The sequence below is a fragment of the Guptibacillus hwajinpoensis genome, assembly GCF_020171785.1.
In the GTDB taxonomy this organism is placed as follows: domain Bacteria; phylum Bacillota; class Bacilli; order Bacillales; family Guptibacillaceae; genus Guptibacillus; species Guptibacillus sedimenti.
On the sequence record NZ_JAIVAE010000004.1, the window covers coordinates 29936 to 43841 of the forward strand.

15 protein-coding genes are annotated in these 13906 nt (G+C 43.9%); 11 read left to right on the plus strand and 4 right to left on the minus strand.

Annotation, left to right across the window (positions count from 1 at the left end):
• Positions 1–21: 21 nt before the first annotated feature.
• From LCL91_RS07315 to fhuF, 4 genes are read left to right on the plus strand one after another with little or no spacing between them, the layout of a single operon-like run.
• Positions 22–1032, plus strand: a complete 1011-nt coding sequence (locus LCL91_RS07315; protein ID WP_224881307.1) for a FecCD family ABC transporter permease — start codon at positions 22–24, stop codon at positions 1030–1032.
• Entirely contained in the window at positions 1029–2078 is a 1050-nt protein-coding gene (locus LCL91_RS07320; protein ID WP_207393217.1) for a FecCD family ABC transporter permease, read from the plus strand. Before LCL91_RS07315 ends, LCL91_RS07320 begins: the two co-directional genes overlap by 4 nt.
• Positions 2079–2090: 12 nt before the next feature.
• Positions 2091–2906 carry an ABC transporter ATP-binding protein gene (locus LCL91_RS07325; protein WP_207393216.1) on the plus strand — a complete coding sequence of 272 codons (816 nt, stop codon included), beginning with the start codon at positions 2091–2093 and terminating at the stop codon, positions 2904–2906.
• Positions 2884–3618 (plus strand): siderophore-iron reductase FhuF, encoded by a 735-nt coding sequence (fhuF, locus tag LCL91_RS07330; RefSeq protein WP_224881310.1) that lies wholly within the window; start codon positions 2884–2886, stop codon positions 3616–3618. Before LCL91_RS07325 ends, fhuF begins: the two co-directional genes overlap by 23 nt.
• A gap of 68 nt (positions 3619–3686) precedes the next feature.
• On the opposite strand, the gene LCL91_RS07335 is transcribed toward fhuF, so the two are convergent.
• The 3 genes from LCL91_RS07335 to LCL91_RS07345 all read right to left on the minus strand — a co-directional run bounded on the left by LCL91_RS07335 (position 3687) and on the right by LCL91_RS07345 (position 7940).
• Entirely contained in the window at positions 3687–4580 is an 894-nt protein-coding gene (locus LCL91_RS07335) for a DMT family transporter (RefSeq protein ID WP_224881312.1), read from the minus strand.
• A gap of 24 nt (positions 4581–4604) precedes the next feature.
• Positions 4605–6056 (minus strand): amidase, encoded by a 1452-nt coding sequence (locus LCL91_RS07340; protein WP_224881314.1) that lies wholly within the window; start codon positions 6054–6056, stop codon positions 4605–4607.
• A gap of 138 nt (positions 6057–6194) precedes the next feature.
• Entirely contained in the window at positions 6195–7940 is a 1746-nt protein-coding gene (locus tag LCL91_RS07345) for a B12-binding domain-containing radical SAM protein (RefSeq protein ID WP_224881316.1), read from the minus strand.
• Between the two features lie 147 nt (positions 7941–8087).
• Between LCL91_RS07345 and LCL91_RS07350 the strand changes: the two genes are divergently transcribed.
• The 3 genes from LCL91_RS07350 to LCL91_RS07360 all read left to right on the plus strand — a co-directional run bounded on the left by LCL91_RS07350 (position 8088) and on the right by LCL91_RS07360 (position 9921).
• Positions 8088–9134: a class I SAM-dependent methyltransferase gene (locus tag LCL91_RS07350; RefSeq protein WP_224881318.1), complete on the plus strand. Its 1047-nt coding sequence runs from the start codon at positions 8088–8090 to the stop codon at positions 9132–9134.
• A gap of 63 nt (positions 9135–9197) precedes the next feature.
• A complete protein-coding gene (locus tag LCL91_RS07355) occupies positions 9198–9671 on the plus strand; it encodes a glutathione peroxidase (RefSeq protein ID WP_224881320.1) in 474 nt (157 codons plus the stop codon).
• Positions 9672–9726: 55 nt separating this feature from the next.
• A complete protein-coding gene (locus LCL91_RS07360; RefSeq protein WP_098445509.1) occupies positions 9727–9921 on the plus strand; it encodes a hypothetical protein in 195 nt (64 codons plus the stop codon).
• A 38-nt stretch (positions 9922–9959) separates the two neighbouring features.
• Here the strand turns inward: LCL91_RS07360 and LCL91_RS07365 are convergent, their stop codons facing one another.
• Positions 9960–10583, minus strand: coding sequence for a DUF429 domain-containing protein (locus tag LCL91_RS07365; protein WP_224881322.1), 624 nt, complete (start codon positions 10581–10583; stop codon positions 9960–9962).
• A gap of 105 nt (positions 10584–10688) precedes the next feature.
• Here LCL91_RS07365 and LCL91_RS07370 point away from each other — a divergent pair, with 105 nt between their 5' ends.
• From LCL91_RS07370 to LCL91_RS07385, 4 genes are all read left to right on the plus strand, one after another.
• On the plus strand, positions 10689–11750 hold the full coding sequence (locus LCL91_RS07370; RefSeq protein WP_224881324.1) for an FUSC family protein: 1062 nt from the start codon (positions 10689–10691) through the stop codon (positions 11748–11750).
• Positions 11734–12096 carry an SLAP domain-containing protein gene (locus tag LCL91_RS07375; RefSeq protein ID WP_224881326.1) on the plus strand — a complete coding sequence of 121 codons (363 nt, stop codon included), beginning with the start codon at positions 11734–11736 and terminating at the stop codon, positions 12094–12096. The genes LCL91_RS07370 and LCL91_RS07375 overlap by 17 nt, the downstream gene beginning before the upstream one ends.
• Before the next feature lie 234 nt (positions 12097–12330).
• Positions 12331–13305: a TAXI family TRAP transporter solute-binding subunit gene (locus tag LCL91_RS07380; protein WP_098445505.1), complete on the plus strand. Its 975-nt coding sequence runs from the start codon at positions 12331–12333 to the stop codon at positions 13303–13305.
• Positions 13306–13340: 35 nt separating this feature from the next.
• Positions 13341–13895: a DUF1850 domain-containing protein gene (locus LCL91_RS07385; protein WP_224881328.1), complete on the plus strand. Its 555-nt coding sequence runs from the start codon at positions 13341–13343 to the stop codon at positions 13893–13895.
• The last annotated feature ends 11 nt before the right edge of the window (positions 13896–13906 follow it).

Below are 13906 nucleotides of genomic sequence, written 5' to 3' on the forward strand. Positions count from 1 at the left end.
TGAAGAAAGGGATTAACCTTTATGACACATAAATTACATTCAGTAAATCGAAAATGGTTCGGGATTGTGATTGGCTTACTTCTTGTCATGATGTTGATGGTGGCAAGCGTTGTTTATGGACTAACGAGTATTACATGGGCAACGGCTTGGCGGGCGTTTACGCAATTCGATGGAAGCAATGCCCATATTATTATTATTGAAAATCGCGTTCCGCGATCATTAATTGGCGCCGCTGTGGGTGCAAGTCTCGCTGTTGCGGGTGCGCTCATGCAGGCAATTACACGTAACCCTCTCGCATCACCATCAATTCTAGGCGTAAATGCAGGGGCGAGTTTTGTCATTGTGATTGCCGTTACGTTCTTTTCCGTTTCCTCACTTACGACGTTTAGCTGGTTAGCGTTTGTTGGAGCGGCATTTGCCTCAATCCTCGTTTATGTACTTGGCTCACTTGGAAGAGAAGGACTTACGCCGATGAAGCTGACGCTTGCTGGTGCAGCGATGGCAGCGATGTTCTCCTCGTTAACGCAGGGTATGCTCGTTTTAAATGAGAAGGCTCTTGAAGACGTTCTCTTTTGGCTTGCTGGGTCGATTGAAGGACGTAGTCTAGCCATGCTATATTCGGTGCTCCCGTATATTGGAATCGGCTTAATTGGTGCACTTCTTATCAGTACAAAAATTAATACGCTCGTCATCGGAGAAGATGTCGCAAAAGGGCTAGGCCAACGTACGCTTCTTGTAAAAGCGGCTGCTGCACTTTTCATTGTCTTTCTTGCAGGCGGTTCTGTAGCCGTAGCAGGGCCTATTGGATTTATCGGCATTGTGGTGCCGCACGTGGCTCGCTTTTTTACTGGCCCGGATTACCGCTGGGTCATTCCCTATAGTGCGATATTAGGCGCAATCCTACTGCTATCTGCAGACATTGCGGCGCGTTATGTTATTTTGCCGCTTGAAGCGCCTGTGGGCGTATTAACAGCTGTAATCGGTACACCGTTCTTTATATATATTGCTCGAAGGGAGTTTAAACAGCTATGATGAAATACACTTCCTTTCGAATGAAAGCTATTTCTTTTTTACTCGATCGCCGTGCGTTATGGGTGATCGCTGGACTCGTTGGTGCGGTTATTGTAACTGCGCTCCTTAGTATCGGTCTTGGTGAGATTTTTATGACACCAGACCAAGTGGTTAAGGCGCTGTTTGGATATGGTGATGAAATGAATAAGCTTGTCGTAAAACAGTTTCGCTTCCCGAGGATTGCCATGGCGATTTTAGCAGGAGCTGCTCTTGCCGTGTCAGGAGCGATCCTACAGGGGATGATTCGAAATCCGCTTGCTTCTCCTGATATTCTCGGTATCACTTGGGGCGGTGCGCTTGCGACAATTGGCTTTTTAACAGTGTTTAGTGATAAGGCGAATGCGCTAACAGTCAGCATTCAGTGGATGCCGCTTGCATCCTTCACTGGAGCAGTTTTAGCAGGGTTTCTCGTATTTATTTTATCTTGGAAAAACGGCATTTCACCGATTCGATTAGTCCTGATTGGAATAGGCTTAACGGCGTTACTGCAAGCACTAACAACGCTATTAATGATCGTTGGACCAATTTATCGAGCATCTGATGCGAATATTTGGATTACGGGGAGCGTTCATGGAACGAATGGACAGGATGTGCTTACGCTCTTACCGTGGGTTGTCATCCTGATGATTTTGCTCATGGTTTACTCTAGAAGAGTGAACTTACAAGAGCTTGGTGACGATGTGGCAAAAGGAGCAGGTGCTATGCTTTTAAAAGACCGCATCGTTCTCCTTTTAATCAGTACGGCGCTTGCGGGAGGGGCTGTCGCATTCGCCGGTGGCGTTGGCTTTGTTGGCTTAATGGCACCACATATTGCAAGAAAGTTAGTGGGCTCTTCTTTTGGTGTGCTTGTTCCTGTTTCAGCCCTTGTCGGCAGCATGCTTGTCATGATTGCAGACTTAATTGGACGCACGCTTTTTTCACCCCTTGAAGTTCCGGCTGGTGTGTTTACGGCAGCGATTGGCGCACCGTATTTTATCTATTTATTGTATCGTTCGAGAAACAAATAAGGAGGTGGCGGCATGTACGCACTGCAAACGAAAGATTTAACGCTTGGATATGGAGAACAAACGGTCATTGATCAGCTGAACTTACTCATCCCAAAAGGAGAGATGAGCGTTTTAATTGGTGGGAATGGCTGCGGAAAATCAACGCTTTTACGAAGTCTTGCCCGTCTTTTAAAGCCGCATTCAGGTGGCATCGTTCTGGATGGAGAGGCGATCTCAAATAAGCCAACGAAAGAAATTGCCCGGAAAATGGCCATTCTTCCCCAATCCCCTGTCGCCCCTGAAGGACTGACGGTTCTGCAGCTCGTGAAACAGGGTCGTTATCCGTATCAATCCTGGTTTAGTCAGTGGTCAGAGGAAGATGAAGCTGCTGTGCAAAAAGCACTTAAGGCGACGCATATGGAAGACTTTGCAGAGCGCGATGTCGATTCACTATCCGGAGGCCAGCGTCAGCGTGCGTGGATTGCCCTTACCCTTGCTCAAGATACAGACATTATTTTGCTAGATGAACCGACAACATATCTCGATCTCGCGCATCAAGTAGAAGTGCTCGATTTACTTTTTGAATTAAATAAAGAAGATAACCGGACAATTTTGATGGTGCTGCACGATTTAAATCTGGCGTGTCGCTACGCGGATCATGTGATTGCAGTAAAAGATAAAGGCATCTATGACCAGGGGAAGCCTGAAGACATTGTGAATGTTGATCTTGTGGAACGTGTATTTGGCCTTCAGTGTGACATTATTGAAGATCCACTATTTGGGACGCCACTTTGTGTGCCGCATGGTAAAGGGAGGAAGGTTCATCGTGCAAGAGCAACTGGTATTTAGCAGAGAGGAGAAAGAGAAGTTAGAGCAATTGCGCCTTACGTTTGGTGGAAAAGGGGAACACACTGCTCAACAACTTTTGGATTCCGAACAGTTAAAAGCGTTACTTGAACGACTTGTGTCAGAAGGCCATTTTCCATCAGTGATTGTCGCAGGGTCACAGTTTATGAAGCGATATGGGTTTATGACATTAGCGCCGATTCTATATGCCTTTACGATGTGGGATAAACCGATTCTTGCCGGACCGGATGAGCTGGAGATTGACATGAATACGCAGGCGGCGGTGATGCAGGTAACAATTCCGAATTCGTTGAAGAGAAGTGAAAAGGAGCGGGCGGATATTAGAGCAAAGCTTGCGAATAAGCTCATCAATGAGAATCTTGCTCCATTCGTAGAAACGATGGTGAAAACAACGAAACTATCCGCAGCGATTCTTTGGGAAAATGCGGCGATTTACCTTTTTTGGGTCTATGAAACACTCATTCCTTCCGAAGGGAATGCGGAGCAGGTAAGGCGAGCGAAAGAAGATTTTCATTACCTGTTGAAAGAGTTTAACTGCACAAGTTTTACATGCGGTGCGAACCCGTTCATGCCGTATTATTCAGAAAAAGTAGAGAGAGATAGCGGACCAATCCGCTTCCGCCGCACGTGCTGCTTGTATGATCAAATCTCAGAAGGTGGCGCATGCTGTAAGACGTGTCCAAAGGCGAGGTGACAGGCACTGCCCGCTTTAGCTCGAATGATGTCGAAATAGCCAGACGCGCCCTTGAGGGGCGCGCCTGGCTATTTTTTCGGTTTTCTTTTAGTTTTATAGCTTCTAATAAAAAGATACAGACCTGTAATGATAATCCCGCCACCGATCCATTGCATCGTGTGCAGTTTCTCTCCCAGGATAAAATACGCGAGAATACTAGCGCCGATCGGTTCAAATAGAATACTCATTGAAATTACATTCACGCTTACCCACTTTACTGCCCAATTCAGTAGTGAATGCCCAAGCAACGTAGGGAAGATGGCGAGTAAAAGGAAGTATCCCCAGTCTGAAGTAGGATACGAAAAGAAAGGGTAGCGTAATAGTATGTTATAGAGGATAAGGGTCAGTGCTGCGATGCCATACACAATGAACGTATAGGGGATAAGGTCCAAACGCTTGCGAATGTTTTGTCCAAATAGAAGGTAGCCGGTAACCATTGCACAGGCAGTAAGGGCAAGAAGATCTCCCCATAGGGCCATTCCACTTATTCGAAAATCACCCCAGCTGATAACAATCGATCCTGCCACAGCGGTCACCCCTCCAGCAATCGCTAGAAGGGTGAGTTTTTCTTTAAAGAACAAATACGTTCCGATAAAGGCAAACAATGGCTGCAGTGTAACAAGAACGACTGAACTTGCGACAGACGTGTAATTTAATGACTCAAACCAGAGGATAAAGTGAAATGCGAGACTGATGCCCGCAAGACTACCAAATCCCCAATCTGATTTTTTAATTTGTCTAAATGAATTCCGATAATTTCGTAGCACAAGTGGCAACATGATCAGAATCGCGAAAACAAGTCGGTACATCGCTATGACTGCAGCTGGTGCTGAAGCGAGCTTTACGATGACAGCGGAAGTGGAAATAAATAAAATAGCGATCATAATGGCAAAATAAGGCTTTGTGTGTTGATTCGTAAACAATTCGTAGTCAATCCTCCCGACAACTTAAACGAGCTCTGCCTCAACCTCTTCTTTTTTAGAATCGTGTTTCTGACAGCGTTGATAACCACCGATGCGCTGCTCAATCTGTTCACCTAGCTGAAAGAGCGCCTCTTCATGACCAACCCGACTTACGAGCTGTACACCAATCGGGAGCCCTTCCTTACTCATTCCAATTGGTATGGTCAGGGAAGGGAGTCCCCATACATTCGCATAAGCAATGTAGGGCATATAGTTTAAAAAGGTTTTCCGAATGGAGAACAGCTCTTGATATAGCTCTCCATGAAGGGGTGCTGGAGAATGATAAACAGGCATAATTAAAATGCGGTCATCCAAGTAATCGTCTAGTAGTTCATCTCCACGTTTTAGTGAAGCATGAATTTGTTTCATTTGTTTTTGATTCGGTTTAAAAAGTTTTGTGCCGATGAGCGCCCAAGAAAGGTAAGAATGGACATCTGAACTTCGGAAGAGCTTTTCTTTCATAAACTCACTGAACGGACTAGCTTTTTCATTGTCTGACATGAGTTTGGCCATATCTGCCCCACCATCAACGGACATCATTTGTTGCCACATATGAGCCGCTTCTTCAAAGAAAGGAGGATTTGCCTGTTCCTCAGCAAGTTCTCCATCAAACGCGTCTCTGATGCTAGCAATCAACTGAAAGGTTTCTCGATTAATTGGATAGCGGTGATGAGGAACAGGATAGACAAGCTTAAAATCATCGAGATTTCGCGCTGATGGCGGTTTGTAAGCAATAATCTCATTAATTAATCTTGCATCCTGGACGGACTTACTCATGGCACCGATACCAAGCATGCGTTCCTGCTCGGGCTTATCGATGTAAGGAAAATTTCCTTCCTGTGATACTTGGCGATTGCCGGATTTAAAGCCGACAATGCCATTAAAGTGAGAGGGGAATCGAATTGAACCGCCAATATCAGCTCCAAGTCCAACTGCGGCACCCCCTGATGCGATTAAAGCACCTTCTCCACCACTTGATCCCCCAGCGGTTCTAGTCACGTCCCACGGATTATTCGTTCGACCGTAGTGCTTGTTATCGGTTTCCTGACAAAAACAAAGGGCAGGTGTATTCGTTTTTCCTAATAGGATGGCGCCTTCTGCCCGAAGTCGTTTCACAACTTCAGCATCTTCCTTTTCTCGTGAGCCTGCTCGATAGCTCAGGCCACCCGTTGTCGCCATGTTTTTGACATGGAAACATTCTTTAACACTAATTGGAACACCGAATAATCGGCCTTTAGCTTCTCCAGTCGTAAGGGTATAATCGGCTTTTTTTGCTTCTTCGATCGCTTCATTAAAGCGATCTTCTACAAGACAATTCAGGATAGGATTAATCGTATTTAAATGATTAATATACGTACGAACAGCATGGTACGACGAAATTTCGCGTCTGGAAATCTTCTTCGACAGGGACAGGGCATCCATTTCTAATAGTCTCATGCTATCCCTCCATTATTTACCGGCCTATCCTCCGGCTTGGTTAGTTATCCTATTCGTCTTGAATCGATAAAATCCTTTATTTGGGACATCTACTCAATGGAAAAGGCATTTCGAAAACATCGAAATGCCTTTGTGAATCTACATCGCAATAGAAGAATCGGCAGGAAGTTTTCCATAATATAAGTTCCGTTCATTCGTCTTTGGATGATAGTGAACAAGTAAAATTGTTTGCTCTGCTTGCCCATTTATAGAACGAGGTAAAAGTTCAATGACAGTATGCTTATGAAGCTCTCGCTCTGATAGACTGACTGATTGGTAGGAAGAGCCAAGGATAGCGGGTTGTTCGCTAACAAGCTTCAATAACGTAGCTTCTGATTCTTTTTCTAACCGGTCGCTCCACCAGACGGTTCGTGGTTTTTGCTTTGAGTTTGATAAATAATCGATTTTCATTAGTGTGGATACATGTTCATGGTGATGAGGCGCATGCATCTTAATAAAATCAGCGAGCCGTCGGAAAAGATCTTCAAGCTGATGGCCGATACGAGACCAGCCTTTTCCTTCCCAATAGCTACCAAATGCCTGGAAGAAATCAAATGGCGATGAAAAAACCTCCGTTACAAGATATTCAATCGTTGCATCCATTCGGTGATCATTCCAGTATTTTTCGAGCACATCTTCAACCTGTTTAATGCGAATAACGTCATCAAAAGAAAGGACGTTATTACCGAGAATTTCATATGGGGCATTGTCCATGTATAGATAGCCGTGTTTCTCAGCACTCAGTCGTACACCAGTGCCACGAAGCATTTTTAGAAAGCCGAGTTGAAGCTCTTCAGGACGAAATGAGAAGACGTCGTTAAATGTTTTACGAAACGAAGCGTAATCTTCTTCGGGAAGGCCAGCGATTAAATCAAGGTGCTGATCAATTTTACCCCCGTCTTTTACCATCGTCACCGTTCTAGCGAGCTTTTCAAAATTTTGTTTCCGCATCACGAGTTCATTTGTTGCGTCATTTGTAGATTGAATTCCGATCTCAAAGCGAAAGAGACCGGGCGGAGCTTCACGGTTGAGAAATTCGAGTACTTCAGGACGCATAATGTCAGCGGTAATTTCAAACTGGAAGACGCAGCCAGGGCGATGTTCATCAATAAGAAATTGGAACATATCGATTGCATAATTTCGTCTAATGTTAAAGGTTCGATCCACAAATTTAATCGTCTTTGCGCCGTTGTCCATTAAGAAGCGCAGCTCTTCCTTCATTCGTTCGACAGGAAAGTATCTAACGCCGACTTCAATTGAAGATAAACAGAACTGGCAGGAGTACGGGCATCCGCGACTCGTTTCCACATAAGTGACGCGACGACCGAGATCAGCAAGATCTTCTTCGAATCGAAACGGAGATGGAATTTCGCTTAGGCTAAGCTTTGGTGCTGGTGGATTAATCTGGTTCTCTCCATCTTTTCGATAAGCGATTCCTTTTACATTTTCAACAGAGCTTCCGGTCTCAATAGAGTGAAGAAGTTCTTTAAACGTCACTTCTCCTTCTCCCATAACAATGTAGTCGGCCTGTGGAATGCGATCAAGCCACTCATACACATCATATGACACTTCTGGTCCGCCAAGTACAATCGTAAGGGAAGGATTCACTTTTTTTAACATTTCAATAACAGGAATGGTCTCCTCAATGTTCCAGATGTAGCAGCTAAAGCCAATCACATCAGGTTTCATGGTGTGAAGATCACTAACGATATTCATAATGGGGTCTTTAATCGTATATTCTGCCATCTGTACATCGTAGTCAGGGGCAGCGGAGGCTTTTAGGTAACGTAACGCGAGGCATGTGTGAATAAACTTCGCATTTAACGTACTTACAACAATCTTCATTATTTTCCAACTCCTGCATTATTAATCTTCTTATTATATCACCAGAATGGGTTCTTTTCTTAAGAAAAATACGTCTAATAATTCGGAAAACATTTGTAATGAAAGCGCTTCCGTGAGAAAATAAACAAAAACTGGGGAGTGACGCAATTGGAACTTGCTTCAATAACGCCCGAACACCCTTTTTCTGAACAGGACTTTGAGTACACAGCGCTCATGCCAAGCTATCGCGTTGATTTAAGAAATCCTCGTAATGAACAGTTGGATCGTTTTGTAAATGCCAATGTTGTTCGTGACTGGTCAGAATTGTCATGGAAACAGGTAGGAAGGCCATTTGAAGTAAAGAAGCTTGCAAAAGAACGGAAAGAGTGGGAAGCGGAGCATGAGCAGGATATGCCGGTCAAAACGTCTTGGGAGTACTTTAACCGCTCGTTCCATAACCTGTTCATGCAGGATGTTCCAGCTGAACAGCAGCGGTTAAAAGCGTCTCTAAAAGATAGTTTCAAAGGGTTTCATCTCCGCGATGTGAAGCATGGGCTAGGGGAGATGGTTCGCCTGTCCCTTTGGAACTATGTACACCGAATAGAAGATGGCATCTGGGATCCGAGAGGAAAGCGGGCTCTTTTTGAAGGGCTTGATGTGAAAAACCCTCGTATTCTCTTTCTTGGCGCTGCGGAGGGATATGAGGCGATGCAGCTTCATGCGATGTATCCAGGTGGAGAAGTTGTTATGGTCGACTATGATGCGTTTTGTAAAACAGATCGTTTTGGTCATTTTCCAAATTCGTATCCTTTTCTCGGTGCAAATCCACAAACTGGTGGTCCGAAAGTTTGGTACAAAGATCAGATGAATATTAGCTATCTTGTAAAAGACATCCGCGACCTCGATTTTCATAAAGAGTTTGATATTGTGTTGAGCGTTGGTCTGCTTGAGCATGTCCCTGATGAGCATAAACCAGCGATACTCGACTGGCATCGAAAGTTTGTGAAGGATAATGGGTATGTGATCATGACAACGCCTCGCAATCAAATGAAGTCGCGTATTTATTATCACGTCATGGCTGATATGATGAATCACACCTATCGTGAGCTTATGGATATCCGTCAGATGGGGCTCTATGCTTATGAGAACGGCATGGATATTGTGAGACACGGCTATATTAAGGTGCATAATGGAATCATTGCACGAGCGCGCTAAATGCTAGCACTCTATTCAGAACTATGATAAAAGTGGGGTGAGGCAATTACTAGGAGGGATAACATGAGTGTCCATTCATTCACTGCAGAAACGCTTCAAGGGAAAGAAATGCCGCTTTCAGAATATAGCGGAAAGGTTCTTCTTATTGTCAATACGGCAAGCAAATGTGGGTTAACGCCACAATATGAAGGGCTTCAGGAGCTGTATACGTCGCTTGAAGACAAGCATTTTGAAATCCTCGGATTTCCTTGTAACCAGTTTGGCGAGCAGGAACCTGGATCGAAGGAAGATATAGAGGAATTCTGTTCAATAAACTATGGCGTCAGTTTTCCAATGTTCGCTAAAGTCGATGTGAACGGCGTAAATGCTCATCCTTTATACAAGTATTTAACGCACGAAGCGCCAGGGATCGAACACGGTAATATTCCATGGAACTTTACGAAGTTTCTCGTAAATCAAAATGGTGAAGTTGTAAAACGCTATGAACCGAAGACTGAGCCGGTTAATCTAAAGGAAGATATCGAGAAAATGCTCTAAAAAAGGTTCGGAAATTGTCGAAACGGGGTATATCATTTCTGAGGTGATCGTCAAAATGAAATGGTGGATTCCGTTTTGCTATATGATTGGCACGTTTTCAGGAGCGATGCTCAGTGGGTGGGGCATGGACCGTGAGTGGGATGTGTTTCCTTCATTTGCGATGGCAATTACAGCATTTTTTATAGGAATATTTTATATTGTCGTTCGCGACGTCGTTCCAAAAGTCTTTGATGAGACCCTACGTAACTAGTACGCAGGGTTTTTTTTGTATGTCAAAAGCTTCTTATGTTAACAACTCATATCAAATGGGTGAAACGGGGGTTCCGCTTGATAGAGAAACTCTGATTTTCTTTCATGCCATTTCCAGGCAGCATACGCAGCCAGGCAGGCATCAAAAGAGTGCGAGGACTGAAGCGCTTTTTCTGGAATTCCGGTCATCCCTTCGCTCTCGAGAAAGTTTCTTAGCTCATAGCGTGAGTCAATGTCTGTTTTGTAGGCGAGAACGGCTTCTAAACGCGCGCGTAATCCAATCGCAGCTCCAGGATGAACCTCAACGATATGTGCATTCGCTTCAAGACCTCTGGAGAGCGATATCCCTCTTAATGTTAAATACACCATCCGCGTCATGGTAGGTGTCATAATTGAGCCGCTTCGCATCCCGGCGTTCACAATCCGCTGTCTTAGGGCACGGTCGGATGGACGATCGCCGCCACCTGGTTGATAGGAAAGTGGCGCATCTATTCCGATCGTGACATTTTTTTTGCCTCTGAATTGCTCGTAGATTTTTTCATCCGTAGCGCCTTCAAATAGCCGCACAAACGAAAGCTGTGCAGCGTTTCCCTCGAAAATCGCTAGTGACGTATCTTTCGTGTTTGATGGTCCTGATAAGTCAATGCCAGCATACTGATTCATAACCGCTCTCCTTCTATCCGAATTAATTAAACAATAAGTGGAAAATGGGTTCATGTAAACCATGAGCGTACGTTATAATGAAGGAATAGAAACGGACTGATACGAATGATAGACATAAAGCATAAAGTATTCAAATTTGTTGGTGGACGTATTTTAAAAACAGGACTGGCGGCATTTCTAACCGCCTGGATTTGTGATGCGCTTGGACTACCTGTTCTTTTTGCGGTCATTACTGCGATAGTAACAGTTGAACCGACGGCATCTGATTCCATTAAAAAAGGACTTGTGCGCTTTCCTGCCGCGGCGATCGGTGCTGGATTTGCGATGCTGTTTGAATCTTTTTTACATCAATCGCCCTTCACGTTTGCGTTAGCCGCAACCTTCACGCTAATCGCCTGTCATAAGCTTGGGCTTGATGACGGGATGCTCGTCGCAACGCTCACAGCTGTGGCGATGATTCCAGATACAACAGGCGATTATATGACCTCTTTTGTGGGTAGACTCAGTACGACGTTAATCGGCATTGTCGTTTCAACGGCTGTTAACTATTTTGTCATGCCCCCTAAATTCCATACGATGATTAATCAGGCTGTGAAGCGTCTGTACAAGAATGCAGGTGATTTATTAGACCAAATTATCATTGATCTGCCCCATGCTAAAAGACAGACACTTGTTTACCAGCGATTAAGTCGCGATCTTGAACGAACGTATAAATTGATTTCATATCAGCGAGAAGAGTGGAAATATCGCAGGCACAGCATTCATGAAGTGCGTAGTTTTTCAGTTGTTCTAAAAAAACTCGAATACTTGCAGAAGATCCTTTACCATCTTGGCAATATGTTGTTTACCGATACGAAAAACACAATTGATCAAGACGATCATCGTATTATTATTGAAGCAGGTCGTTCGATTTCAAAAGCGTTTCACAATCCTTCTGTCCAGAATTCAGAAGCTCATTTGGAAAGCATTGAAAAACTTGATCAGTTGTTTCACGATCTGGATGACACTAGGGATGAAACAACTGATCCGCGACATCATTTTACCGGAAAGATGATTGTAATTTTTGAATTATTATCTTTAAATGATGTGATTGATGATCTGTCAATTTTAGTGGAGAAAGAGAAAAGGTACAAAAGTAGGGGGAATAAACGTGACGCTGATCTTTGAGGAAAAGTGGGATCGTACGATTGCGGACCGCGATCGTAAAATGTATCAGGACATTTATGCAAAGCATCCGATACAAGAGGGCAAGTTACAGTTTATACCCGTTCGGATTGCGCTCAACCACCGAAATGATTTACTCGCATCTGTCTGTATCGTAAATGGCAGAGATGACTGGAAGCTCGAAGACCGTTTGCTGTCATATTTTGAACAGAATACGCTTATAGCGGAGAAGCGTTTTACTCACGAGCTAACGGTGCAAGCGAACACAGCTGTACCATGGACATTTATTTTTACCCCTGAGACGATGGTTCGACAAGCAACACTGCAAAACTGGAAAATATCTGATTAAATTGATAAAAAACTACAAAATGAAATCCATGTTTTTACATGATTTCGTGTTCTTTCGACAGAAATTTAACCAAGATTTCTAGTCGAAAAAAAACGAATGAAGTAGAAACGTGGATTTTTTTGTATTAGTACAGATTTAGTGTGAGGCGTTGTAATTGAACAGCCTGTACCAATTGCAGGAACAATATGGTATAGTAAATTTGAAATTTTCTAATTATTGAAGGGGGAGAATGGCATGGGAAAGAAAAAGTTGATGAGTTTGTTTGTCGTCGTGTTATCGATGGCAATGATACTCGGTGCTTGTGGAGGGTCTGATTCAGAAGGAGAAGCGAACGGATCCCCTTCAGAGCTAAGTTTACTGACTGGTGGTACGGGAGGAACTTATTTTCCTTTAGGTGGAGAGCTTGCGAATATTATTCAAGATGAAACAGATATTGAAAGTGCAAATGCTCAGTCCTCTGGTGCTTCTGTTGAAAACATGCAGATCCTCCAAGATGGTGATGCAGACGTTGCGTTTACGCAAACAGATATCGCAGCTTATGCAACAAACGGTGAACTGATGTTTGAAGATGGAAAAGTAGACAATATCCAGGCAATTGGAACGCTTTATCCTGAAACAATTCAGATCGTAACGCTTGAGGAGAGCGGCATTGCCTCTGTAGATGAATTAAAAGGGAAAAAAGTATCGGTTGGAGCCCCAGGAAGTGGAACATACGCAAATGCGGAGCAAGTGCTCGCAGCTCATGACATCACAATGGACGATATCGATGCGCAGCACCTTGCATTCGATGAGTCAACAGAAGGTATTCAAGACGGTACAATTGACGCGGCCTTTATTACATCAGGGACACCGACAGGCGCAGTCGAAGGACTATCTGCACAAAAGCAGGTAACCATCCTACCAATCGAACAAGATAAAATCGATAAGCTGATTGAAGAGCACCCGTACTATGCAGAAGATACGGTGAAAAGCGGAACATACGGCCTTGAGAGCGATGTGAAAACAGTTGCCGTTCTTGCGATGCTCGTTGCTCGCTCAGATCTTGATGAAGATTACGTGTATCAAGTGACGAAAGCGATCTTTGATAACTCTGATAAAATCACCCATGCAAAAGGGGAGTTCATTACAGCAGATTCCGCACTAGAGGGTGTTGGCATTGATCTTCATCCTGGTGCAAAGAAATATTTTGATGAAAAAGGTGTCGAGTAAGTAAGAATTTATAAAAAAGGATGTGACGGACGCAGGTGAAAAGCCTGCGTCTTCTTACGATGAAACCTTCTGATTCAACAAAACAGTTTATGTATCAAACGTCGATCGCCCTTGTACTCATCTTAATCGTTTTTCTTTATCCGTTTTTTCCTGTAGTGGCTCTTGAAAAGGGAGAGTCCGGGAAAGTAATTGCCTATGTGCCATTTGAAGATGATCCAGCGAACTTTGACATTCGCTACACACACTCCGTTCACAAAACGCCGGTGCAGGAATCGTATTATGTATCGGAATCAGGTGAAATCGTGCAGTATGAACTGGCGTATGAGAATTTCGCGATCGGGATGCCTTCTCACGCAGATGCAGGAGAACGCTTTGTCCAAGATGAAGAGGGATATAAAATCAAAGATATGAACCGGAAGTTTCCGTTTATTGACCTTAGAACAGGACAGGTTGTAGCCAACCACGTCCTTCTTGTACAAGATAAAGAAATTGAATTAAGTCGGATTATCGAACCAGGATCATGGCTTCATCTTGAATCAGAAAACATTAGTTTATGGCAATGGATGAAAGGAGTGAACGTACTTGAGTGAGAAAGATCAGC

What these genes read in the sequence shown, in the direction of transcription:
- LCL91_RS07365 (WP_224881322.1), bottom strand. Translation starts at nt 10,583, where the DNA reads ATGAATCAGTATGCTGGCATTGACTTATCAGGACCATCAAACACGAAA.
- LCL91_RS07380 (WP_098445505.1), top strand. Translation starts at nt 12,331, where the DNA reads ATGGGAAAGAAAAAGTTGATGAGTTTGTTTGTCGTCGTGTTATCGATG.
- LCL91_RS07370 (WP_224881324.1), top strand. Translation starts at nt 10,689, where the DNA reads ATGATAGACATAAAGCATAAAGTATTCAAATTTGTTGGTGGACGTATT.
- LCL91_RS07360 (WP_098445509.1), top strand. Translation starts at nt 9,727, where the DNA reads ATGAAATGGTGGATTCCGTTTTGCTATATGATTGGCACGTTTTCAGGA.
- LCL91_RS07320 (WP_207393217.1), top strand. Translation starts at nt 1,029, where the DNA reads ATGATGAAATACACTTCCTTTCGAATGAAAGCTATTTCTTTTTTACTC.
- LCL91_RS07315 (WP_224881307.1), top strand. Translation starts at nt 22, where the DNA reads ATGACACATAAATTACATTCAGTAAATCGAAAATGGTTCGGGATTGTG.
- LCL91_RS07340 (WP_224881314.1), bottom strand. Translation starts at nt 6,056, where the DNA reads ATGAGACTATTAGAAATGGATGCCCTGTCCCTGTCGAAGAAGATTTCC.
- LCL91_RS07325 (WP_207393216.1), top strand. Translation starts at nt 2,091, where the DNA reads ATGTACGCACTGCAAACGAAAGATTTAACGCTTGGATATGGAGAACAA.
- LCL91_RS07355 (WP_224881320.1), top strand. Translation starts at nt 9,198, where the DNA reads ATGAGTGTCCATTCATTCACTGCAGAAACGCTTCAAGGGAAAGAAATG.
- LCL91_RS07345 (WP_224881316.1), bottom strand. Translation starts at nt 7,940, where the DNA reads ATGAAGATTGTTGTAAGTACGTTAAATGCGAAGTTTATTCACACATGC.